The organism is Microbulbifer pacificus (assembly GCF_002959965.1).
Taxonomy (GTDB): Bacteria; Pseudomonadota; Gammaproteobacteria; order Pseudomonadales; family Cellvibrionaceae; genus Microbulbifer; species Microbulbifer pacificus_A.
In genome coordinates, this window is the sequence record NZ_PREV01000026.1 from 1,197,340 (window position 1) to 1,220,898 (window position 23,559).

General features: G+C 58.4%; 22 protein-coding genes. 13 read left to right on the forward strand and 9 right to left on the reverse strand.

Annotated features, from left to right (window positions below):
- Positions 1-7 precede the first annotated feature (7 nt).
- Positions 8-805 carry a PhzF family phenazine biosynthesis protein gene (locus tag C3938_RS05385; RefSeq protein WP_105102174.1) on the forward strand — a complete coding sequence of 266 codons (798 nt, stop codon included), beginning with the start codon at positions 8-10 and terminating at the stop codon, positions 803-805.
- A gap of 105 nt (positions 806-910) precedes the next feature.
- Here the strand turns inward: C3938_RS05385 and C3938_RS05390 are convergent, their stop codons facing one another.
- Complete coding sequence (locus tag C3938_RS05390) at positions 911-1,369, reverse strand: DUF6314 family protein (protein WP_105102175.1); 459 nt, start codon at positions 1,367-1,369, stop codon at positions 911-913.
- 30 nt (positions 1,370-1,399) lie between these two features.
- Between C3938_RS05390 and C3938_RS05395 the strand changes: the two genes are divergently transcribed.
- From C3938_RS05395 to C3938_RS05405, 3 genes are all read left to right on the forward strand, one after another.
- Positions 1,400-2,266 (forward strand): carboxylate/amino acid/amine transporter, encoded by an 867-nt coding sequence (locus tag C3938_RS05395; protein ID WP_105102176.1) that lies wholly within the window; start codon positions 1,400-1,402, stop codon positions 2,264-2,266.
- Positions 2,267-2,493: 227 nt separating this feature from the next.
- Positions 2,494-4,035, forward strand: a complete 1,542-nt coding sequence (locus C3938_RS05400; RefSeq protein ID WP_105102177.1) for a TolC family protein — start codon at positions 2,494-2,496, stop codon at positions 4,033-4,035.
- Positions 4,035-5,225: an HlyD family secretion protein gene (locus C3938_RS05405; protein ID WP_105102178.1), complete on the forward strand. Its 1,191-nt coding sequence runs from the start codon at positions 4,035-4,037 to the stop codon at positions 5,223-5,225. Before C3938_RS05400 ends, C3938_RS05405 begins: the two co-directional genes overlap by 1 nt.
- A gap of 10 nt (positions 5,226-5,235) precedes the next feature.
- Here C3938_RS05405 and C3938_RS05410 read toward each other — a convergent pair whose 3' ends face one another.
- Positions 5,236-5,718, reverse strand: a complete 483-nt coding sequence (locus tag C3938_RS05410; RefSeq protein WP_105102179.1) for a hypothetical protein — start codon at positions 5,716-5,718, stop codon at positions 5,236-5,238.
- A gap of 362 nt (positions 5,719-6,080) precedes the next feature.
- On the opposite strand from C3938_RS05410, the gene guaD reads away from it, so the two are divergent.
- The 9 genes from guaD to ilvD all read left to right on the forward strand — a co-directional run bounded on the left by guaD (position 6,081) and on the right by ilvD (position 17,337).
- Positions 6,081-7,418 carry a guanine deaminase gene (gene guaD, locus C3938_RS05420; RefSeq protein WP_105102181.1) on the forward strand — a complete coding sequence of 446 codons (1,338 nt, stop codon included), beginning with the start codon at positions 6,081-6,083 and terminating at the stop codon, positions 7,416-7,418.
- 37 nt (positions 7,419-7,455) lie between these two features.
- Positions 7,456-8,742, forward strand: a complete 1,287-nt coding sequence (locus tag C3938_RS05425) for an MFS transporter (RefSeq protein WP_105102182.1) — start codon at positions 7,456-7,458, stop codon at positions 8,740-8,742.
- 14 nt (positions 8,743-8,756) lie between these two features.
- Positions 8,757-10,037, forward strand: a complete 1,281-nt coding sequence (locus C3938_RS05430) for an MFS transporter (protein ID WP_105102183.1) — start codon at positions 8,757-8,759, stop codon at positions 10,035-10,037.
- A gap of 16 nt (positions 10,038-10,053) precedes the next feature.
- Complete coding sequence (locus C3938_RS05435; RefSeq protein WP_233998661.1) at positions 10,054-11,166, forward strand: DUF2955 domain-containing protein; 1,113 nt, start codon at positions 10,054-10,056, stop codon at positions 11,164-11,166.
- Between the two features lie 4 nt (positions 11,167-11,170).
- Positions 11,171-12,244: a calcium/proton exchanger gene (gene cax, locus C3938_RS05440; RefSeq protein WP_105102184.1), complete on the forward strand. Its 1,074-nt coding sequence runs from the start codon at positions 11,171-11,173 to the stop codon at positions 12,242-12,244.
- On the forward strand, positions 12,244-12,696 hold the full coding sequence (locus tag C3938_RS05445; RefSeq protein ID WP_105102185.1) for a potassium channel family protein: 453 nt from the start codon (positions 12,244-12,246) through the stop codon (positions 12,694-12,696). Before cax ends, C3938_RS05445 begins: the two co-directional genes overlap by 1 nt.
- A gap of 101 nt (positions 12,697-12,797) precedes the next feature.
- Entirely contained in the window at positions 12,798-13,955 is a 1,158-nt protein-coding gene (argE, locus tag C3938_RS05450) for an acetylornithine deacetylase (RefSeq protein ID WP_105102186.1), read from the forward strand.
- Between the two features lie 69 nt (positions 13,956-14,024).
- On the forward strand, positions 14,025-15,338 hold the full coding sequence (argA, locus tag C3938_RS05455; protein WP_105102187.1) for an amino-acid N-acetyltransferase: 1,314 nt from the start codon (positions 14,025-14,027) through the stop codon (positions 15,336-15,338).
- A 163-nt stretch (positions 15,339-15,501) separates the two neighbouring features.
- On the forward strand, positions 15,502-17,337 hold the full coding sequence (gene ilvD, locus C3938_RS05460) for a dihydroxy-acid dehydratase (protein ID WP_105102188.1): 1,836 nt from the start codon (positions 15,502-15,504) through the stop codon (positions 17,335-17,337).
- Positions 17,338-17,406: 69 nt separating this feature from the next.
- On the opposite strand, the gene C3938_RS05465 is transcribed toward ilvD, so the two are convergent.
- The 7 genes from C3938_RS05465 to C3938_RS05495 all read right to left on the reverse strand — a co-directional run bounded on the left by C3938_RS05465 (position 17,407) and on the right by C3938_RS05495 (position 23,523).
- A complete protein-coding gene (locus C3938_RS05465) occupies positions 17,407-18,057 on the reverse strand; it encodes an energy transducer TonB (RefSeq protein ID WP_105102189.1) in 651 nt (216 codons plus the stop codon).
- A gap of 240 nt (positions 18,058-18,297) precedes the next feature.
- Positions 18,298-19,632, reverse strand: a complete 1,335-nt coding sequence (locus C3938_RS05470; protein ID WP_105102190.1) for a tetratricopeptide repeat protein — start codon at positions 19,630-19,632, stop codon at positions 18,298-18,300.
- 12 nt (positions 19,633-19,644) lie between these two features.
- Positions 19,645-20,268 (reverse strand): energy transducer TonB, encoded by a 624-nt coding sequence (locus tag C3938_RS05475; protein WP_105102191.1) that lies wholly within the window; start codon positions 20,266-20,268, stop codon positions 19,645-19,647.
- Positions 20,269-20,274: 6 nt separating this feature from the next.
- Entirely contained in the window at positions 20,275-20,676 is a 402-nt protein-coding gene (locus C3938_RS05480) for an ExbD/TolR family protein (protein ID WP_105102192.1), read from the reverse strand.
- Between the two features lie 158 nt (positions 20,677-20,834).
- A complete protein-coding gene (locus C3938_RS05485) occupies positions 20,835-21,362 on the reverse strand; it encodes a MotA/TolQ/ExbB proton channel family protein (protein WP_105102193.1) in 528 nt (175 codons plus the stop codon).
- A 14-nt stretch (positions 21,363-21,376) separates the two neighbouring features.
- Positions 21,377-22,744 (reverse strand): MotA/TolQ/ExbB proton channel family protein, encoded by a 1,368-nt coding sequence (locus tag C3938_RS05490; RefSeq protein WP_105102194.1) that lies wholly within the window; start codon positions 22,742-22,744, stop codon positions 21,377-21,379.
- The gene (locus C3938_RS05495; protein ID WP_105102195.1) at positions 22,741-23,523 is read right to left on the reverse strand and encodes a DUF3450 domain-containing protein; all 783 of its coding nucleotides are present in this window, start codon (positions 23,521-23,523) and stop codon (positions 22,741-22,743) included. Before C3938_RS05495 ends, C3938_RS05490 begins: the two co-directional genes overlap by 4 nt.
- Between the last annotated feature and the right edge of the window lie 36 nt (positions 23,524-23,559).

The following is a 23,559-nucleotide window of genomic DNA, read 5'->3' on the forward strand; positions in this document are numbered from 1 at the left end:
AACTCCCATGCAACTGCCCATTTACCAGGCCGACGCCTTCACCTCCGAACTGTTCAAGGGCAACCCCGCCGCCTACGTTCCGCTCAGCCACTGGCTCGACGATCAGCTGATGCAACAGATCGCCGCGGAAAACAATCTCGCGGAAACCGCGTTTACCGTCCCCGCCGACAACGGCTTCGAACTGCGTTGGTTCTCCCCCACCGAAGAAGTGCCTCTGTGCGGCCATGCCACCCTCGTCACCGCGCATCTGCTGTGGACGGAGCTGGGGTTCACCGACGACACCATTCACTTTTACACCCGCAGCGGCGAGCTGATGGTGCGTCGGGCAAACGGGTTGCTGGCGCTGGACTTTCCCGCGCAGAAAAACAGTGAAATTCCCTTAGCCGAAAGCTATGCACAAGCTCTGGGCGCGACACCTGTGCGAGCGCTGGAAATCACCGGTTCCAATCAGCAGCTGCTGCTGGAGTTCACCTCCGCCGACACCGTCGCCGGTCTTGCTCCCGACATGCGCGCGGTAAAAAACCTCCCCTACAAAGGCGTGATCTGCACCGCCCCCGGAGATGGCTTCGACTGCGACTTCGTCAGTCGCTTCTTCGCCCCGGCCATCGGTATCGACGAAGACCCGGTGACGGGCTCCGCGCATACCCGGCTGGTACCGTTCTGGGCGCAGAAACTCGGCAAGACGATATTGAAAGCGAAACAGGTTTCACCGCGGGGTGGTGAGCTGGAGTGCGAATTGAATGGTGACAGGGTGATCATGCGCGGCCGCGCGGTGACGTACCTCAAAGGACAAATCAACCTCTAAACTCAAGTTTGACCGGAGTGCTGAATTTTTCGCGAAGGTGTCGCTACCGGTGCAGTCTTGCAAGACCTTCTAAAACAGGAATGTTTTAAAAGAGCCTCCAAAAAACTACCAGTAATGGTAGTGAAGCTGTTCGTTTTTCCGCGGCCCATGGATCTGCCAGATCAGTTCAATCTCATCCGCATGAAGAATCAAATCCGCGGTGTAGGTGTCCTCCCCACACAAATGCGGCGACTGGTGACGAAACCCGTGCTCGGTGACGGGCACCAGATTGAACAGTAACACCGGCGCCTCCCGACGCAGATGCTCCAACCGCACAGCATCGAGACAGCGGGTCCAGCGGTAGGTGTTCTGCAGATCAATCCTGTGGCCATCAACATCGGTAAATGCCGCGCGCTCCGCAAACAGAATATGCGCACCAAAACTGGTAACCTCCACCTCACCGCGACCGTGCCCGCGCCAGTTGGTCTGTGAACCCGGACCATTGCTGGCAGTAAAGCTGAACGCGTGCACGTTCTTCAAACGCTCAATAAGCTGCGCCAACGCCGCCAGGGATCTGAAATCCATCGGCAAACTCACCGGTAAAACATTCCATTCATGATTCTGTTAATCCTCATCACCCTGCTGTGGGCCTTCTCCTTCAGCCTGATCGGCGTCTATCTCGCCGGCCAGGTCGACAGCTACTTTGCCGTACTCACACGCGTACTGCTCGCCACCCTGGTTTTTCTGCCGTTTCTCAACTGGCGAACCCCGCCACGCACCGCACTCACACTGATGGCCATCGGCGCCGTGCAGCTGGGATTGATGTACCTGTTCTACTACCAGTCTTTTTTGCTGCTGAGCGTGCCAGAGGTTCTGCTGTTCACCATTTTCACCCCGGTATACATCGCCCTGATCTACGATCTGTTAGCGCGGCAGTTTTCCCCCCGGAACCTGCTGGTGGCAGCCATCGCCGTGCTGGGCGCCGCCGTCATTCGCTGGGACAACCTGAGCGACGATTACTGGAAAGGCTTTTTCGTGGTGCAGGGTGCCAACCTCTGCTTTGCCGCCGGCCAGGTGGCCTACAGGCAGTGTATGCAATCCTCGCATACCCGTGTGCAATCGCTGCCACCACGACAGACCTTCGGCTGGTTCTTTATCGGCGCCAGCATGGTTGCCTTTGTCGCGTGGTTGGCGCTCGGTACCCCCAAATACCCCACCGCGCCGATTCAGTGGGGTGTGCTTGCGTGGCTCGGTGCGGTGGCCTCGGGGCTCGGTTTTTTCCTTTGGAACAAGGGCGCCACCCGGGTTTCACCCGGCACGCTGGCGGCAATGAACAACGCGCTGATTCCCGCGGGGCTGTTGGTCAACCTGCTGATATGGAACCGCGACGCAGACCTGCCGCGCCTCGCCATCGGTGGCGCCATTATCGTCGTCGCGGTATTAATGAGCGAGAGGCACACTCGCAGGCGAATTTCCCGCTAGTGGTCCACGTGGAAAGTTCGGCAACAAAGGCGCGCCGCCAACGCATTCAGATCGAGCTTTCTCAACGCGGAGCTGGAGACTTTGGTAAAGCGAGCTGTTGCACGACTTCCCGCAGGGACCGCCAGAGGCGACTGCTATAATTTTTGCCGAAGTACGCCCCGCATACGCCGCGCACAAGGAACGTTATTTATGGTCGCAGCGGACAACTCCAGCAACGATCTCGCGTAATGCGCCGCCCGGCACTGCGTTCCCGCTTTCTCCATACGCTCTCCACACTGTTGCTGTCGAGCCTCGTCGCCTGCGCCCCTCTGGGGCCTGACTTTCGCGAACCGGATATCGCCTGGCTGTCGGTGTGGCAACCGGATCTTTACGGGCAGACCTTCCGGGATCCCGACGCACCGGATTTGAGTCTTTGGTGGCAGCGCCTCGGCGATCCGACCCTCGATAACCTGATGACACTCGCGCGCCACGAAAACCCCAGCCTGCAGATTGCCGGTTTGCGCATTCTCGAAAGCCGCGCCGCGCTCGGTATCGCCATTGGTTTCAAATACCCCCAGTTGCAGCAGATCGACGCAGCCGGCGCCTATGTCTCCGAATACCTGCACGGCGGCCCCGACGACGACCACCGGGATTACCGCACCGGCGATATCGCCTTCAATATCCAGTGGGAAATGGATTTCTGGGGTCGCTTCCGCCGCGGCATCGAATCCGCCGACGCCTCCTTTTTTGCCTCCATCGCCAACCAGCGCGACGGCCAGGTATTACTGGCCGCGGAGGTGGCAACCCTCTACTACGGCTACAAGACCACCCTGCAACGCATCGACATTGCCCGGCGCAATATCACGCTGCAGGAACGCAATGTGGAAATCACCCGCAAGCTGTTCCAGAGTGGTCAGGAATCCGAGCTGGATCTGCAGCAGGCACGCACCCAATACCTGGCCACGCTGGCCACCATTCCCGTCCTGGAGCTGACCAGAACCCTGCAACGCAACGCCCTGTGTGCGCTACTCGGGCGAGCACCGGGGGATTTGCCGGAACTGGCCGGCGTCGACGACCACCTGCCGGATATACAACAGATTCCACTGAGTGAGGCTCCGGTCAATCTGCTGCTCAGGCGCCCGGATGTGCGCGCCGCAGCCTGGGAAGCCGCTGCGCAATCGGCCCAGGTGGGCGTAGCCATTACCGATCTCTACCCGGCCATCTCCCTGTTTGGCACCCTCGGCTGGGCCGGTACCAGCCTCGACAATCTTCCGGATGTTTCCACCATTGCCGCAGGCCCGGCGCTGCGCTGGAATATTTTCAGCTATGGGCGCATCGAAAATAACGTGCGAGTCCAGGACGCCCGCCTGCAGCAGCGGCTGGAAGTTTTCCGCGCGACGGTATTGCAGGCCGCGCGCGAAACCGACGACGCCGCCAGCCGCATCGCCCAGACTCACGCCCGCCAGGGTATTCTGGACGCATCCCTGGTAGCCGCGGAGCGTTCGCTGGAAATCGCTATGCGCCGTTATCAGGAGGGCTATTCCGATTTCCAGCGGGTGCTCGATGCACAGGCCGCGGTTTTTGCCCAGTCCGACCTTGTGGTGATCAACCGCGGTGACCATGTAGCTGCCATTATTGAATTGTACCGATCCCTCGGCGGCGGCTGGCGCGAAGCCAGCGTCGACGATCTGATCCCCGCGGATACGCGCTACCGGATGCAGGAGCGTGTCGACTGGGGGGATTTACTCGAGGAGCCGATTCCCGCAACGAGCGGGGAAGCACTACCGTAATGCACGAGCGAGAACCGCCCGCAGATAACCGGGATACCCTGGACGAAATAGCCGCGACGGAGACCGCCGCTGCGGATACCCCCGCGCCGCAACCGGCCCAGGCGGAAGATTCCGCCAGATCTGTAGGACGCGGCATCAAAATCCTGCTGGCACTGATTTTTGTATCCCTGTGTCTCTACCTGCTCGCTGACCGCTTCACCCCCTACACCTCCCAGGCCCGGGTACAGGGCTATGTGGTCGGGGTTGCCCCCAAAGTGGCCGGTGTCATTACCGATGTCTGGGTCAGCAACAATCAGCAGGTGAACGCGGGCGAAAAACTGTTTGCCATCGACCGTTCCGAGTACGAACTGGCCCTGCAGAGTGCACGCGCCAACCTGGACAACACCTGGCAGCAGATCGCCGCCGGCGACGCAGCGGTCGAACAGGCGCGCGCCAATCTGCGCGCTGCAGTCGCGGGCAGGCTGGAAGCCGAGCAGGACTACACACGTTTGAAACGCCTGCGGGACGACGACCCCGGCACCATTTCCCTGCGGCGTCTGGAAATTTCCCGCGCGAATCTGGAGCAGGCGCGCGCCCAGGTTGTCGCTGCGGAAGCGGCCATCCAACAGGCCATCGAGCAGAAAGGTGGCGACTCGGAACACAATAACTCTCTGCTGAAAGTCGCCCGAGCCGCGGTAAACCAGGCGCAACGGGATCTTGACAATACCACCGTGGTTGCACAGACCAACGGCATCATCACCGACCTGCGCACAGAGGCAGGCCGCTACGCCGGCACCGGCAGTGCAGTACTGACGCTGATTTCGCGCGAGGACTTCTGGATCAGTGCGGATTACACGGAAAACAATCTGGGGCACCTGAAACCGGGCACGCCGGTGGAAATTCTGTTGGATGCGCTGCCGGGACGGGTATTACAGGGGCGGGTGCGGGACATTGGCGTGGGGGTAAATGCCGGCCGCACACCAGCACCTGGCGATCTGCCGGAGGTACAGAACAACCGCGACTGGCTGCGTCAGGCACAGCGCTTTCCGGTACGCATAGAGTTTGCCTCAGCACCACCACCGGAGGTTCTGAAGCAGTTGCGCATGGGCGGCCAAGCCTCGGTGATTGCCTACACCGACGACCACCCGGTTCTGCGTCAACTGGGCAAACTCTACATCCGTGTCATGAGTTATCTGTCATACGCGTACTGAGCATCGGACACTAACTCTCACCCGTGTCCGGCTTCCCCACTTTGAAACGCAGCCGACGGAAAACGCGCACGATCAGCTCTTCCACCAGCAACATCACCACCACCACGACAATCAGCGTGACCACCCCGTGCCACGCGCCGTGAAAACGCACGTCTTCGTCAAATACAAAACTGATCGCCTCCAGAATTACGAACTTGGAACCGAACAACACCAGCCAGGCACAGAAGTAACGCAGGAATCTGGCAAATCCACCGGAATATTTTTTGAAGAATGCCGCGACTTTGTGCTCAAACGCGATCGTCAGCTTCAGCAGCAGCTGCAACAACATCGCCGCCAGCAGGGAGATACTGAAGGAGCGGATCTCGACGTTGTCGGAAAACTCCGCAAACAGATTCAGCACAACCAGATCCACCAGTATGCCGTTGTAATAGAGCAGAAACAGGCGCTGCGCATTGGTCGGAGTTTCCGCCAACTCCGCGCGCAGAAATTCCATTGTCGATGTCACTGTTCACCGCCCTCAATGTGAGAATTAACGCAGAGCTTTTCATTAAAAAAATACATAAAGCCCATAGGGCACCAGCCCACCACTTAAAAGCCGTTTACTGCTTTACTAAGAGAGTAGTCTCTCTGTGGCGCCCAATAGATTTCGTCCCTGATCAAATGGATGACAAAGTCGATTTTTGACGTATGGGACCACTTTGTTCCGCGCTACTGACCGAGGTACTGAACAGTCTCGGCCAGCACCTAGTGAGATTATTTTTTGCCGTCGCGAGGCATATTCCAGCCCACCACGGCTACCAGCCCGCCATTCAGACATTTCCTTTCACGGCGGCACGGAAGTAACGGAGGCCCGCCATGACTACTCCCAACCCTGTTCCGGACAGCGCCATCCGAGGCCCGGTTCTGACTTTTACCGGCGATCCCTTTGCATCCAGTGTGGAAGACACAATGCTATATGAACCCGATGCCATTGTGGCATTCGGCAAAGGTGTCATTACCCATTTCGGCCCCGTGGACCAGATCCAGCCACAGCTGCCCAAAGACCTGAAGATCCGCAACTATGGCCCGGACGCACTGATCACCGCCGGTTTTCTCGACAGCCATGTGCACTTTCCGCAGACGCCGATGATTGCCGCCTTTGGCGAGCAGCTGCTCGACTGGCTGAACAAATACACCTTCCCCACCGAACGCAAGTACGCCGACAAGGCCTTCGCGGCTTCCGTGGCCAACGTCTTTCTGAATGAGTGCCTGAAAAATGGCATCACCACCAGCTGTGTGTACTGCACAGTGTTTCCACAATCCGTCGATGCGCTGTTTGAAGAAGCCGAACGCCTGGGTATGCGCATGGCAGCGGGCAAGGTACTCATGAACCGCAATGCGCCAGACTACCTTCTGGACACGACGCAGAGCGGCTACGACGATTCCAAAGCGTTGATCGGCAAGTGGCACAATCGCGGTCGTCTGATGTACGCCATCACCCCGCGCTTTGCGCCCACCAGCACGGCCGATCAGCTGGAATCCGCCGGTGCTCTGTGGGACGAATTCCCCGACTGTTATATGCAGACCCACGTCTCAGAAAACCTGGATGAGGTCGCCTGGGTCAAGGAGTTATTCCCGGACCGCAAAGGTTATCTCGACGTTTATGACCACAGTAAATTGTGCCGCCCGCGAGCGGTGTTCGGCCACGGCATTCATTTGACAGAAGATGAACTCTGCTGCATGCACCACACCGGATCTGCCATTTCCCACTGCCCCACATCCAACTTTTTCCTTGGCAGTGGCTATCTCGATGTGTACCGGGCAAAAGATCCCAAACGCCCGGTGCGGGTTGGTATCGGCACCGACCTCGGTGCCGGCACGTCGTTTTCCATCCTGTCCACACTGAATGAGGCGTATAAGGCTGCACAGCTAAATGGCAAGGCGCTCACCGCCGGGCACGCGTTTTACTTCGCTACCCGAGGCACTGCGCGCGCCATGTATATCGATGATAAGGTCGGTAGCATCGCCCCGGGTATGGAGGCAGATGTCATCGTACTCGATATGAAATCCACCCCGATCATCGACTACCGTATGCAATTTGTTGAAGACATTCACGAGGCATTGTTTATACAGATGACCCTCGGTGATGACCGCGCGGTGCAGGCAACCTATATCGCAGGAAAACTGCAATACGAACAGACAAAAACCCGCTGAATTCGCATGTGTAAATTGACAAAGATGGAGGTCAGCCATGTCTGCCAGCCGTGATACATCCCCCCCCGTCGCGCCCCCGAAATTGGGCGGCGCCATGGCGTGGTGGGTATGGACGCTCTCCGTGCTGTTTGTGGTGTATCTGTTCAGCTTTCAGACCGGGTATTCCATCGTGAACCCCAGTGTTCAGGAGGATGTCGGCCTGACCATCAAACAGGTCGGAGGCATCGCTGCGGTGTACACCTGGGCTTTTGCCATTTCCCAGTTTTTTGGCGGTGCGCTGCTGGACCGGCTCGGTTCCCGCAAGGTTTTGCCCATTGCCATTGCACTGGTGGCACTGGGCATTTTTCTGTTCGCCAATGCACAGAGTTACAGCATGCTTCTACTGTCCCAGGTGGTGGTCGCCATCGGCTCCTGTGTTGGCTTCGTCGGCGCGGGTTATATCGGTGGCCAGTGGTTCGGCATGGCAAAGTTCAGCTTCATGTTTGGTCTGGTGCAGGTAGTCGCCGCACTCACTTCGGCATTCTCCGTCAACCTGATCAGCATGGCGCTGGACGCCACTACCTGGCGCACCCTGTTCAATGCCACGGCGGCATTCGGTGTTGTACTGTTCGTACTCGGTCTGATCTTTATCCGCAACCCTACGCCGGTTGTACATGCCGCTGACAGCAACACGGATAACTTTTTTGTTTCCGTACTGAAAAACCTCGCGAGCGTTGCCAGGATCGGACACGTTTGGGTGGCGGCACTGGTTGGCGCCCTGTCGTTTGGCATGCTGCTCGCGCTCGGCGTAGTCTGGATGCCCAAAATTTTGATGGCGCATGAACTAAGTGAAACCAGTGCGGCTCTAGGCTCCTCCCTGCTGTGGCTGGGATTGGCAGCGGGCAGTGCCATCGTTCCGCACTGGTCAGACGTGATCAAACGTCGCAAACGCACCATGGTGGTAGGTTGCGCCGTTCAGCTCGCGGCGCTGCTGGGACTGTTGTTTTTGCCGGGCATAGGCAGTGGTCTGGCGCTGACACTGTGTTTCCTCCTCGGCTTTGCCAACGCTACACATATGCTTGCATTCAGCACCGCCGCGGATGTTGTACAACCACACCAGATCGGCACATCAGCGGCCATTGTCAACGGCATCATGTTTATTTTCGGCGGCATTCTGATCAGTCGGCCGGGATTTCGTATTGGTATCGGGCTGGATAAGGGTCTGGAACCGGAGTCACTGACTCTGGCGCAATACGCCAGTCTGCCCCTGATTATTGCCGGTGTACTGGCGCTGCTGATCGCCCTGTTTATGCGGGAAACTTATCCGCAGCAGGGCCATGGCTGACAGGAGTGCGCAGGATGTTGGAAACGGACAGTGCAACGCCCAAACTGGGTGGGTGGCGAGCCTGGGGGGTGTGGCTGATCGGCGTCACTTTCGTGGTGTACTACTTCAGTTTCCAGACCGGTTACTCCATCGTGAATGCCCGGGTGCAGGAAGATGTTGGTCTGAGCATCGCCCAGGTCGGATTTATTGCCGCGCTCTACACATGGGTCTTCGCCATTTGTCAGTTCCTAGCCGGGCCGTTGCTCGATCGACTGGGTGCGCGCAAGGTGCTGCTACCCGCCATAGTTCTGGTGACCATTGGTATTTTCCTGTTCGCCAGCGCCAGAAATTTCAGCATGCTGCTGCTTTCCCAGGTGTTTATTGCTTTGGGTGCTTGTAGCGGGTTTGTGGGCGCCGGCTATATTGGCGGCAGCTGGTTCGGCTGGGGCAGATTCAGCCTGATGTTCGGCTTTGTACAGTTTTCCGCTTCATTATTTTCCGCGTTCAATCAGAATCTCCTTTCGCGAGCGCTGGAAACTTGGCCCTGGCGGGAGCTATTCACCTCGGTTGCGGGGTTCGGCGTAGCGCTGTTTATCATCGCATTTTTCCGACTGCGGGATCCGGTTCCAGTGGCAGTTGCCGGTGCCCGCGGTGTACGGCCATTTCTCCACAGTGTCGCCCGGTCCATGGCGGAAGTCGGCGCGGTGCCCATGATCTGGGTTGCGGCGGCGTTTGGCGCTCTGTGTTTTGGCGTAATGCTTGCGTTAGGTGTGGTGTGGGGGCCCAAACTGATGATGGTTCGTGGGCTTCAGCCTGCAACCGCCAATCTCGCCGCCTCATTGCTGTGGCTCGGTCTCGCTGCAGGGTGTTTTGTCACACCGTGGATTTCGGATCAAATGCGCCGACGCAAGCTGCCGACCATGGCGGGAATCGCAATTCAGCTGGTGGCACTCGCCCTTATCCTTTTTGCGCCCCCCATTGGAGCCACCTTTGATATGTTTCTCTGCTTCGCGTTCGGCTTCGGCAATTCTGCGCATATGTTGGCGTTCAGTAGTGCCGCCGATGTGGTAGAACCGGAAAATATTGGCACTTCAGCCGCCATCGTCAACGGCATCATGTTTATTGTCGGCGGTATTATGATCAGTCGCCCGGGCATGCGTATCGGTCTCGGCCAGGCCGAAGGGCTGACTCCGGCCTCGACTGAACTCGCACAGTTTGCGTCGCGCCCGCTATTACTGGCGATACTGATCGCGCTCCTGATTGCCATGTTCATGCGTGAGACCTATCCCGCCACTGCTGCCCATGCGGAGCACTGAGAGCTCCCCACAAGCGATGCTCGAAATGATTGCCGCCCCACCCCCACAAGAAGAAGTATCCCCCGCCTTACCGCTGGCGGCGCGACGTTGCTACCGCCTCGCATTCTGCACCAGTCTGGCACTGACATTGTGTTATGGATTCGATATCGGTATTCCGTTCGTGGCCCCGGTACTCGCGGTACTGGTGGCGGCAGTGCCGGCACCGCCACCAGGCGCGCGGGCGGCTTTCGGGCTGGTGCTGTTTATGGCCGTAGCACTCGGCGTTGGCATGCTCATCGGGCCGCTGCTGCAACAGGCGCCGTTTACCGCGCTGCTGGTCATTGCCCTCGGGCTTTTCTTCAGCAACCGCCTGGCGCTTGCACCCGGCAAAGCGCTGCCCGCCACACTGTTGGCACTGGGCGTTACCGCCATTCCCGCTGCCGACATAGCGGGGTCCGCGGTCGCATCGGCACTGCTGGAGGCACTGGTGTTGGGAATGGCGGTGGCCATTTTCTGCCTGTGGCTGGTCTATCCGCTGTTCCCGGAAGATTCTCATGCCGCGCGCCCCGCGCCACCATTGCCAGGCATTGCGCCGGATGAGGAAAACTGGCTGTCGTTGCGGGCCACGCTGATTGTGCTGCCAGCCTTCGCCTTTACCCTTACCAACCCCACCACCAACCTGCCCTTCCTGGTAAAGAGTATTTTGTTGGGACGGGAGGCCAGTGAGTTGAAATTGCGGGACGCTGGCGTTGAGCTTGTGGGCTCCACTCTGCTCGGCGGCCTGTGTGCGGTGTTGGTGTGGTGGTGCCTGGGGTTCGCCGTGGAGCTATGGTTTTTCGGCGCCTGGATACTGTTGGTGAGCCTGATCATCGCGGCGGGCTGCTACCAGGTGTTTCGCAATCGCTTCACGCCCGGGTTCTGGAGCAACACACTGATGAACATGCTGATTCTGCTGGGTGCTGCCGTGCAGGACAGCGTCGTCGGCAACGACGTGTATCAGGCATTTACCGTGCGCATGGCGTTGTTTTTACTGGTAGCGGTATATGCGTTGGTCGCCATACACCTACTGGAGAGGTTGTCTCGACGGTTTCTTAGGCGCAAAGCATCCCTCCGCGACCGTCTATCCTTGCTGAGGAACAAGCGAGGTTGAGAATTTGCTGAATCTTTTGTTGGTGTTTATTCCCATCGCCGTCGCTCTGGAGCATCTCGCGCCGGGGCAACACTTGCTGGTGTTTGTGGCTTCGGCATTGGCGATCCTGCCACTCGCGGGCTGGCTGGGGCACGCCACCGAGCACCTGGCGGAACACGCTGGTGAAGGTGTGGGCGGTCTGCTGAACGCCACCTTTGGCAACGCCGCGGAACTGATCATTGCGCTGGTGGCATTGAAGGCCGGACTGCACGATGTGGTGAAGGCGTCCATTGCCGGCTCCATCATCGGCAACATCCTGCTGGTGCTCGGCGCGTCCATGCTCGCCGGCGGCCTGAAGCACCACGAGCAGAAATACAGTTCTGAGGGCGCGCGCTCCCAGGCCACCATGCTGACACTCGCCACCATCGCGCTGATTCTGCCTGCAACTTACTCTTTCGCCATCGCCGAACAGGTACCGCGGGGACTGGGGTTTATCAGCATCACCATTTCCATTGTGCTGCTGTTGGTGTATGTCTTGTTCCTGCTCTATTCCCTGATTACCCACCGCGCACTGTTTACCGGCTCAGTCAATTTCGCGGACGACAGCGAACACCCAGCGCCCTGGCCAGTGGGTAAAGCGCTGGCAGTGCTCGCGGTGGCCACGGTATTCATCGCCTGGATGAGTGAGATTCTGGTGGGCGCGGTGGAACCCGCCGCCGAGGAGCTGGGGCTCAGCAATATTTTTGTCGGCGTATTTATTGTGGCGATTCTCGGCAACGCTGCGGAACACGCATCGGCCATTACGGTGGCGATGAAAAACCGCATGGACCTTTCCCTGTCTATCGCCATCGGCTCCGGCGTACAGGTGGCGCTGTTCGTCGCACCGCTGCTGGTGCTGTTGAGCCTGGTTGTCGGTCCCACCCCCATGGATCTCGCCTTCTCCGGCGGCCTGGTACTAAGTATGCTGCTGGCGGTACTGATCACCGGACAGATCGCCGGCGACGGACGCTCGGACTGGTTGAAAGGCGTGCAGCTGCTCACCGTCTATCTGATTCTGGCGCTGACCTATTTCGTGATACCTGACCAGATGGCGACCTGATGCTGCGCGACCTGCTGCTCGGAACAGCCACTACCTCACTGTGTCTCATACTGCAAAGTATTGCCCTGATCACCGCTCTGCGCTTTTACGCTCAACGCGAGTCCCAAGTTCGCGCGACATTCTTGCGCGCGGAAAAAGTCGTCATCGGGCTGGTGATCATTCTGATTTTCGGCTGCCTTGCGCAGATCACCATTTGGGCATTGATGTTTTATGCCCTCGATGAATTCGACTCCTTTGAGCCGGCCTTTTATCACTCCGCAGTAAACTTCGCCACCCTCGGTTACGGCGATGTAGTAATGTCCGACAAACATCGTCTGCTCGGACCGTTGGAGGCGATCAATGGCGCGTTGATGCTCGGCATATCCACCGCGGCATTAGCCAGGGCTTTCACCACCGTCATCCGCGGGCAGGTGAATTCCGACTGTCGCCAGGACAGTCCGCCATCCCGGTAAATGCAAACCCGGAATCGAGATGGCACAACACCAATGGATGCCGTACATTTCTGTTCAACCAACGTACGGAAACATCCGCAACAGTTTCAAGGATTCCCATCATGAACGCCCGCACGCTGCCCTCGCTGCAGCAACAGCTACAGCAGCTGGTCGCCAGCCCCAGCGTCAGCGCCACCAACCCGAAACTCGATATGGGCAACCGCGGGGTTATCGACCTGCTGGCGGCCTGGCTGGAAACCCTGGGCTTCCGTATTGAAGTCATGCCCATCGAGGGCCAACCCCACAAAGCCAACCTGATTGCGACCCTCGGCCGCGGCGATGGCGGCCTGGTGCTGGCGGGCCATACCGATACCGTCCCCTACGACGACAACCGCTGGCAGTCAGACCCGTTCAAATTGAGTGAGCGCGACAACCGTTTTTACGGCCTCGGCAGCACGGACATGAAAGGCTTCTTTCCCGTTGCCATTGAGGCCGCGAAGGATTTTGTCCACAAGCCGCTGCAACAACCACTGATCATCCTCGCTACCGCGGATGAGGAAACCTCCATGTCCGGCGCCCGCGCGCTGGTGAAAGCGGGCATGCCGAAAGCGCGCTACGCCATTATCGGTGAGCCCACCGGCCTCAAGCCCATCCGCATGCACAAAGGTATGATGATGCACGCGCTGCGCATCACCGGTCAGGCCGGCCACTCGTCGAACCCGGCCTATGGCGCCAGCGCGCTGGAAGCCATGCACGGCGCCGTTGGTGAAATCCTCAAGCTGCGCAGCGAGTGGCAGGCGCGCTACCGCAACCCGGGTTTCGCAGTACAGGTGCCGACCCTGAATCTCGGCTGCATCCACGGTGGCGACAACCCCAACCGCATCTGCGGCCACACCGAACTGCAGTTCGACCTGCGCCCGCTACCGGGCATGCCGATGGAGGAGCTGCGCGGGGAACTGCACCAGCGCCTGCAAAACACCATCCATGGCGAAAAAATCTCCTTCGAACTGAAACCCCTTATCGGAGATGTGGAGGCCTTTGAGGAGCCTGCACAATCGGAACTGGTCAAGGTTGCCGAAAAGCTGACCGGGCACAGCGCAGAGAGTGTGGCGTTTGCCACCGAGGCGCCGTTCCTGCAGCGGCTGGGGATGCAGACCATCGTGCTCGGTCCCGGAGATATCGACCAGGCGCACCAGCCAGATGAATACCTGGGGCTGGAGCGGATTGATCCGATGGTGGAAATCCTGAGAGGAATGATTGGTCGCTTTTGCCTCCAGTGACGATTGGAATCTGCAGAAAATGCGGTATATTGCGCCCCTAACGAATTTACCTGCTGAAGCAAAGAAATAGTGGAAACCGAAAACTCGACGCTCAACTGGTTCCGAAACGCCGCGCCCTACATCAACGACCTGCGCGGGCGAACCCTGGTGGTTGCGATTCCCGGCGAGGGTTTTGAGCACGAGAACTTCCGCAACCTGGTGCACGACCTGACGCTGCTGATCAGCCTCGGTATGCGCCTGGTACTGGTGCATGGCGCGCGTGCGCAGGTCAATCGCGCCCTCGAGAATACGGGCATCGAAAGCCGCTTTTACGGCAATACCCGTATCAGTGACCGCGACACCCTGGAAATCATCAAGGCCGCCATCGGCAAACTGCGCTTCGAGATCGAAGCCGCATTTTCCCAGGGGCTGCCGGATTCCCCTATGGCGCGGTCCGCGCTGAAAGTAATATCCGGCAATTTCGTTACTGCGCGTCCCGTGGGCATCATCGACGGCACCGATATGGGGTGGACCGGCAAGGTGCGGCGTATGGAAATACCGGCCATCACCCGCGCACTGGACGAGAGTTCTCTGGTGGTGCTTTCGCCGCTGGGGACATCGCTGACCGGCGAGCTGTTCAGCCTGAACTATCTGGATCTCGCCGCTGAAGCGGCGAAGGCGCTGAAGGCCGAAAAGCTGATCCTGTTCCGGGAACAGCCATTTCTCGAGATCGGCGGTGAGGCGGTATACGACCTCAGCATCAGCCAGGCGGAGGAAGCCGCCGAGTCGGTAGACAGTGAAACGCTCAACTGTGCACTGCTCGCCTGTAATGCCGGTACCCCACGTGCGCACCTGCTGAGTTACGCGGAGGACGGCGCGCTGCTGCAGGAGCTGTTCAGTCGCGAGGGCACCGGCACCATGATTTACCGCGACAGCTATGAGGTGGTAAGGCGCGCGCGTATCAACGATGTGGGCGGCATCCTCGGCCTGATCCGGCCGCTGGAAAAGCAGGGTATTCTGGTGCGCCGCTCGCGGGAAAAGCTCGAAGCGGAAATCGACCATTTCACTCTCGTGGAAGTGGATGGCACCACCGTAGCCTGTGCCGCGCTCTATCCGATTCTCGACGAGCAGGGCGACACCATTGCCGCGGAGATTGCCTGCGTGGCCATTCACCCGGAGTTCCGCGGTGGCGGCCGCGGTGCCAAGCTGTTGCAGCACATGGAGCGGCAGGCGAAGGCCCTGGATCTGCCGGAAATTTTTGTGCTCACCACCCAGACTGAACACTGGTTTATCGAGCACGGCTTCGCCCAGGTGGAAGTGAGTGACCTGCCCGCCACCCGCAAGTCCCTGTACAACATCCAGCGCAATTCCCGCGTATTACGCAAACGGCTGGTCCGGCAATAGAATTGCCGCGATAACTGCGCGTGACGGACAGTACTTTCGCCAAAGCCGGTACGGCCTGTCTACCGCGCAAAATTCTTTGCATTTTGCTACTCTGTTGCGCCTCCCGCCCCTGGGCGGCACCCGTAACCGAATGACGCATTGCACAGACGAAACAAGAGTCACTATGCCCCAGTACCGTTCCCGCACTTCCACCGCCGGCCGCAACATGGCTGGCGCCCGCGCCCTGTGGCGTGCCACCGGCATGAAGGATGAAGATTTCCACAAGCCGATCATTGCCGTGGCCAACTCCTTCACCCAGTTCGTACCCGGGCACGTACACCTGAAGGACATGGGCCAGCTGGTGGCGCGGGAGATCGAAAAGGCCGGCGGTGTGGCCAAAGAGTTCAACACCATCGCCGTGGACGACGGCATCGCCATGGGCCACGATGGCATGCTCTACAGCCTGCCCAGCCGCGAGATCATCGCCGACTCGGTGGAGTACATGGTGAACGCCCACTGTGCCGATGCACTGGTGTGCATCTCCAACTGCGACAAGATCACCCCCGGGATGCTGATGGCCGCACTGCGTCTGAATATCCCGGTGATCTTCGTGTCCGGTGGCCCCATGGAAGCGGGTAAAACCAAGCTCGCTGACCACAAACTGGACCTGGTGGACGCCATGGTGATTGCCGCCACCGACGACGCTTCCGATGAGAAGGTCGCCGAGTACGAGCGCTCCGCCTGCCCTACCTGTGGTTCCTGCTCGGGCATGTTCACCGCAAACTCCATGAACTGCCTGACCGAGGCCCTGGGCCTGTCGCTGCCCGGCAACGGCACCATGCTCGCCACCCACGCGGACCGCGAGCAGCTGTTCCTGCGCGCTGGCCGCGAGATCGTCGCACTGGCCAAGCGCTACTACGAAGAGGACGATCAATCCGCACTGCCGCGCGCCATCGCCAGCCGCGCCGCATTCAGCAATGCCATGGCGCTGGACATTGCCATGGGCGGTTCCACCAACACCATCCTGCATCTGCTGGCCGCCGCCCAGGAGGGCGAGGTGGACTTTACTCTTGCGGATATCGACCGGTTGTCGCGCAAGGTCCCGCAGCTGTGCAAGGTGGCGCCAAACACCCAGAAGTATCATATCGAGGACGTTCACCGCGCCGGTGGTGTCATGGCCATTCTCGGTGAGCTGGAAGCTGGTGGCCTGTTCGATGCCAACCTGCCCACCGTACACAGCCGCAGCTTCCGCGAGGCGCTGGAAGAGTGGGACATCCGCCGCACCGACAATCCGGAGGTACACAAATTTTTCCGCGCCGGTCCCGCCGGTATCCCCACGCAGCAGGCGTTCAGCCAGGACTGCCGCTGGAACAATCTGGACGGCGACCGCGAACATGGCTGTATCCGCTCTATCGAGCACGCCTACTCGGCGGAGGGCGGGCTTGCCGTATTGTTCGGCAACCTCGCGCCGGACGGCTGCGTGGTGAAAACCTCCGGCGTGGAAGAGGAGCTGTGGCACTTCGAGGGGCCGGCGCATGTCGTCGAAAGCCAGGAGGACGCCGTCGCCCATATCCTGGAAGGGAAGGTAAAGGAGGGCGAAGCGGTGATCGTGCGCTACGAGGGCCCGAAGGGCGGCCCCGGCATGCAGGAAATGCTGTATCCCACCAGCTACCTGAAATCCAAGGGACTGGGTAAATCCTGTGCACTGATTACCGACGGGCGCTTTTCCGGCGGCACCTCCGGACTGTCCATCGGCCACGTCTCCCCGGAAGCCGCCGGCGGCGGCAATATCGGTCTGGTACAGGACGGTGACCTCGTGCGCATCGACATCCCCAACCGCCTGATTGAAGTCGACATTCCGGAAGCGGAATGGCACCGCCGCCGCGAGGCCATGAACCACAAGGGCAGCGAGGGCTGGAAACCCGCCAAACCTCGCCCGCGCAAGGTCAGCAAGGCACTCAAGGCCTACGCGCTTCTCGCCACCAGTGCCGACAGAGGTGCTGTGCGCGAGATCGACTGAACCCTTATCGATCGCTTCAGACAAAAATCAGCGGGCAGTTACTGCCCGCTGATTTTCTTTGCTCTCCTTTTATTCAGCCAGCTTGAAGCTGATACGGTTGCGCACACCATGTTGCTCCACCGCCTGCCCTTCAGACATCGGCGGACGGTATTTAAACCGCTCCACCGCATTCAGCGCCGCACTGTTGAATACATCCGTAGGCATACCGGCACTGTCATAGCCGCCGACCACACGCGGATTTTTCACACTGCCATTACTGGTGATTGTGAACTCCACCACCACATAGCCCTCTATTCCCCGCGCCAGTGCACGTCGTGGATACTGCGGTGCCGGCTTATAGATGGGCAACGGATCCGCGGTTACCGGTATCGGCCCACGTTTTTCATCACTGACTACCGGAGGGCTGATCACTGTGGACAAATCCTGTGGCTCTACCTGACGGTTGACCTCCACCCGGGGCAGGGGTGGTGGTACGTCCTGTGGTTTCAGTGCCGGTTCAGACTGATGCACCGTTGTAGTCATTTTCGGCATGTGAATATCGAGTACTTTGGGGATGGGATCATCCGGTGGTACGCGGTAATCCGTGGCAATCAACTTGGTCATGCCAAACAACAGCAAGCCGGTTACCCCGAGCGCGAAGGCGCCACTGCGCACAAGGGCTGAAGTATTGGACGGAATGAAAAAATGAGGATTGGAAGGCAGCAGATAAGCTTGTTCCATAACACCTCTCCTTTTTATTTTCAGGTGTTGAAAGGTCGCACAACCGGTATGGGCACATAACCTTCCGGAAGGCGGTGGAAAAGCTGATCAGCTATTTACAGTATTTAGTTGATTTGAACGAAACTGCAAATAATTCTCAATAATTGTCTATATTTGCGCCAGCAATGGGCATGATTTCAAAAAAAAGGCCGCACATGTGCGGCCTTTTCGGATTGGAAAAATTTCCAGCGAATGCATGGATTACATCGCCAGTTGCTTTTCCCGCTCCTGCTCACTTTCAACGAAAGTAATCCACTGTTTGGCAAACTTCTCGGAACGCTTGTCATTCAGTGCTTTCTTGAAGAACTTCAGAGAGTCGTCGTACTTCTTCAGGTTGGCGTTGGCCATGCCGAGGACGATATAAAGCTGATCCTCACGCTTGACGCCGCCTTTCTTCAGAGCTTTGGCTCCCATGTCTACGGCTTGCTCATTCTTGTCCAGATCCAGATAGATGCTGGCCAGTCGTGAGTAAATATCGCCTTTGTCAGACATGCCCGCTGCCGCTTCCAGCTCGGGGATAGATTTCTGCAGCTCCTGAGCCATCTGGTAAGCCTGAGCCAGGGTTTCCAGATTCTTGGAGGTACGCTCGATCTTCTTCTCTTTGATGCCCTTGTCGATGACCTTGGCACCCTTGTACGGCATTTCCGCGCCCATGTAGAGATAGGCCATATTCAACAGCTCTTTCTCTTTCTGCAGGGCGCCGGCGATGTACGCCGCTTCCATCATGTGAAGCATGTCGTCTTCACGCTTGAGTTCGCCGTACATACCCGCCAGCTGCTTGTAGTACTCCCCTTTCGGGTAGTGCTTCACCAGCTTCTCGAGGATATTGGTCACCTGCTTGTAGTCGTTCTTGTCGTAGTACAGAAAACGCTGCAGGCCGTACCAGTTTTCCTTCGGAATCTTGCCTTCCTGCTCGTACATGGACACGGCTTTATTGATATCGGCCAGTGCCTTGCCGTTGTCACCCAACTGGTAGTAAGCCTGGGAGCGCAGGGCGTAGGAATCCGCGTTGATGTTATCGGCAACGGCAAACCACTTATTCAGGTAGTCCACCGCCTGCTTGTAGTCCTCGGTTACGAAGTACAGCTGAGCAATAGTCAGCAGGGTACCCACTTCCAGCGCCACCGGCAGGTTTTCTTCACCCTGCTGCAGCACTTTCTTGTAGTAGGTAATCGCCTGCGGGTACTTCTCCATGCTGTAGTAAACGTAACCGTAGAAGTAGTACATCTGCGCGGCTTCGTAGCCGTTCAGCTTGTCCTTGCCGGCTTCCATTTCTTTCAGCGCAGCAAGAGCAGCCTGCCAGTTCTGGGCATCTGCAGCTTCCTGCGCCTTACCCAGGTACTTGAACGCGCTTTCACGCATGGCCGGTGTCTTGCGGGTCTTCTGCTCCGCGGCCTGCACCTGAGCAAAGGAACCGGATACCCCGACGGCTTCCAGTACGGTCACACTCACGGCCGGTGCCAGCATCAGGGGCAGCGCTACGGACGTGCGCAGGACGAGTCTGGACAGGCCTTTCGTCACGGTCGTCATATTCATATGCGTCCCCTATCAGTTCTTGGCCAGGTTGAAGCTGATCTTGGTTTTTACACCAGGCACTTCAATCGGCTCACCGTCAACAACCCGCGGTTTGTACTTGTACTTCAGAGCTGACTTTACGGCAGCGCTATTGAAGATGGTGGTGGGGTTGCCATCAAGAGTGAAGGCTTCAACCACTACCGGGTCACGTACAGAACCGTTTTTGGTCACGGTGTATTCAACAACCACCCAGCCCTCAATACCGCGTTGCAGTGCGCGGCGCGGGTATTCCGGCTGAACTTTTACGATCGGCAAGTAGTCGCCTTCGGAGGCGAAGCCACCGATACCGCCCACCTTCAGATCGGCATTAGCGGCAGGTGCAGACATATTCAGAGCATTGTCCACATCCGGCTGGTCGAACTCCGGCTCCGGCATTTCCGGTGGCGGGGTTTCGGGCTCGTCAGGCTTGTCCGGTTTGCTGGTATCGTATTGTGTTTCGATCTTCTGCTCCGGCATGACGACGTCGGCCACCTTGATCTGCTCCTCTTCTTTGGGAGCACCCAGGTTCGCTTCAATCAGCGCATGCATGGTGAAGATCAGGGCAAAAGTGGTGGCTACCGCCAGCGCACCCGCCCCTGCAAGTCTTACCGGGTTCATAAGCTGTTAACTCTTCTCTGTAGCGACCGACACTTTCTCGATTCCGATCTTCCTGGCCGCATCCGCGATCAGGGCAACCTTCTCGATACTCGCCTTCTTATCGGGCTGAATTACCAACCACCCTTTCGGGTTCTCCGCGTAGAGACGCTCCAGGGTGTTCTTCACCAGGCGGTCATCTACCTGCTCTTTGGCAATCCAGATTTCGTCGTTGTCGTTGATCGCTACCAGAATAGAGGCGGCTTTGAGGTCAGCGGTAGTCGCTTCCGGCTTGACAACATCGACGCCCGGCTCCTTGATGAAGGTCGCGGTGACGATGAAGAAGATCAGCATGATGAACACTACGTCCAGCATGGGCGTGAGGTCGATCGCGCCGCCTTCTTCTTCCGCCGTAGTCTGTTTTCTGCTCATTGCAACTCTCTCTAGCGAAATGCTATTAGCGAGATTTGGCCTTCTGGAACTCTCACACCACCCGAAGTGATCGTGAAAGCTCCCTGAATTGGCTAAACCTTCCGGTTCACGGGCCCAGCTCCGGAGAGCGGAACCCGTGCACCTTTACTGTGGTGCCGTCAGTGATCCATCGTCAGATGGTCTTCCAGCAACTGGGTTTCACGCTGTGCGGTACGGGCGATGTAGGTGTTGGCAAATACCCCGGACAGTGCGGTCACCATACCCGCCATGGTCGGGATGGTAGCCATGGATACACCGCTGGCCATTTGCTTGGCATCACCACCGCCGGTAATCGCGAGAACTTCGAACACGTTGATCATGCCCCAAACGGTGCCCAGCAGACCGAACAACGGCGCGAGGGCAACACAGGTCTGGATCATGTCCAGGTTGGAATCGATCTTCTCGGATACCCGGGAAACCAGTGCGTAACGGATCTGATGGGCATTCCAGGATTTGCGCTCGGGGCGCGCCTCCCAGGTGTCCATGGCGGTCTGAACGTCACGCTTCAGACCACTTTTGAAGTAAAAGACCCGCTCGAAAATCAGCGTCCACATGAAGAAGGTCAGGCCGGCGATCAGGAGTAGTACTGGCCCGCCCGACGCCATAAAGGCGTTGACGGCGGCCCATGCGTCATTCAATGCGTGCATGTTGCCGCCTCCTCTTATTTACGCTCAGCGTTTTCTGCAACGATACCGGCACTCTGCTCGTCCAGGATGTGCAGGATACGCTTGGCACGGCCGTTCACGATGGTGTGCAGCAGCACAGTCGGGATAGCCACAACCAGACCCAGAACGGTGGTTACCAGTGCAGAGGAAATACCGCCGGCCATTGCCTTGGGATCGCCCGCGCCGAAGATGGTGATCGCCTGGAAGGTGATGATCATACCGGTAACGGTACCCAGCAGACCCAGCAGCGGAGCGACCATAGCGATGATCTTCAGCAGGTTCAGGCCGGACTCGATGGCCGGACGCTCTTTCAGCACCGCTTCTTCCATCTTCAGTTCCAGGGTTTCGCCGTCTACACCTTTGTTCTCTTCAGCCACGGCCAGAACACGACCCAGCGGGTTGTTGGTGTTCGGAGTGGAAGAACGCAGCTGGGCATTCACTTTGGAGTTCACGCCAGACAGCACCAGCAGACGCCAGATGGCCAGCAGCAGCGCCACAACACCAACCGCGCTGATGATGTAACCTACGATGCCACCCTGGTGCCAACGCTCGATGATGCTCGGGCTGGCAATCATGGCTTTCAGGTAAGAACCGCCAGTGGGGCCAGTCGGGTCAACACCGAAGGGGCTGAAGCCACTGGTAGCGGACTGCAGATCAGCCGCCATGCTCAGGTACTTGCCGTCGGGCTGACGGATCAGCTCGGCCATTTTCTGGTTGTCGTTCATTTCCAGGTATTTGCCGTTGGAAACCAGGTTGAAGTTACCAACACGCACGATTTCCTGCTCGGTCTGCTCGCCATCGGGCTTGATTACAGTACCGTTAAACTTGACAACTTTGCCGGATTCCACGGTTTCACGTTGCAGTTCGTACCACAGACGCTCGATTTCCTGGATGGTCGGCAGTTTGGTGGCGGAGTTCATTTTGTCGATCAGCTGATCGAGGAACTCGGCGCGGCCCGGGTACTGCGCGGAAACCAGAGAGGTATCCAGATTGGCGCGCATATCGCCAGCGGTAGAGGTCAGGTGGCCGAACAGTTCTTTCAGAGAGCCGAGGCGCTCATCCAGCTGCTGACGCTTCTGTTGAACCAGCAGTTCCTGCTCTTCGTACTTTTTCTCCAGAGCCGCGGAACGGGCTTCTTCGGAAGTACGGGTATTTTCCGCCTGGCTCAGCAGTGAAGCCTGGTTGGCTTTCTGACGACGGAAGTCGTCTTCACGCTTTTTGTGCTCGGCAGATTCAGCAATTTTGGAGCTCTGAACCATCTTCAGCAGTTGGTCCAGGGAGGTAGCTTTGTCCTGGGCTACAGCGGATACGCTGATCAGGCCAGCGGCAGCTACAGCTAATACGCGTTTGGCGATGGTTTTCATTGCGCAGCCTCCGGAGCCGGAATCGGCATAGTCATGATGTCGGTGGTAGCCTGTTTCTTGGCGATTTTCAGACCCTGCATGATGGCGCGGCGGAATTCACCGGAGTCGATCTCAACCCATGCCTTCTGAGCTTTGTCGTAAGCCAGGGAAATTTTGGAGTCGGTGGTCTGAGCTACCAGGGCGATACGACCGATCTGCAGCACGCTGACTTCACGATCCTGACCGTTGACGTTCAGAGTATCGTTGTAGGTGTCGATCTTGCGGGCGTATTCAGATTCGAAGTTGTACAGTTCCAGTACCTGACGGAATTTTTCCGCTACAGTTACATCAGAACGGTCCATAGCGCTCTTAACCTTTTCCAGGTTCTCTTTACGCTCGGCCAGTTTGAAGGGGGCGTCCAGTTCGATGAACTGCTCCAGGCCGTCGAGCATGCGCAGGATCAGCGGCTGGATCTGGCGCTCGATCACGGTTACCTGATCGATGGACTCGTCGAGATCCTTGAGTACGGCCAGCTGGTTGGCCAGCTGCTTCTCGAGCTGACGGTTGTATACGCGCAGACCGTCGATCTCTTTGTTCACAACCTTGAACTGCTGCAGCAGGTCAGAGGTTTCCTGAGCGATCTTGTCGATGCGCTTTTGGGATGCAGTTGCGGCAGCAGTTTTCTGCTCGCCGACCTTGAGTACGGTATCCAGTGTATCCGCAGTGGCTACGCTACCGTACAGTGCGCCGGCAGACAGCGCAGTGGTCAGCGCCACAGCCATGAATCGCTTGGTTTTCATTAGACCCCCCAGTGGGTTCGATATTTCACAACATGG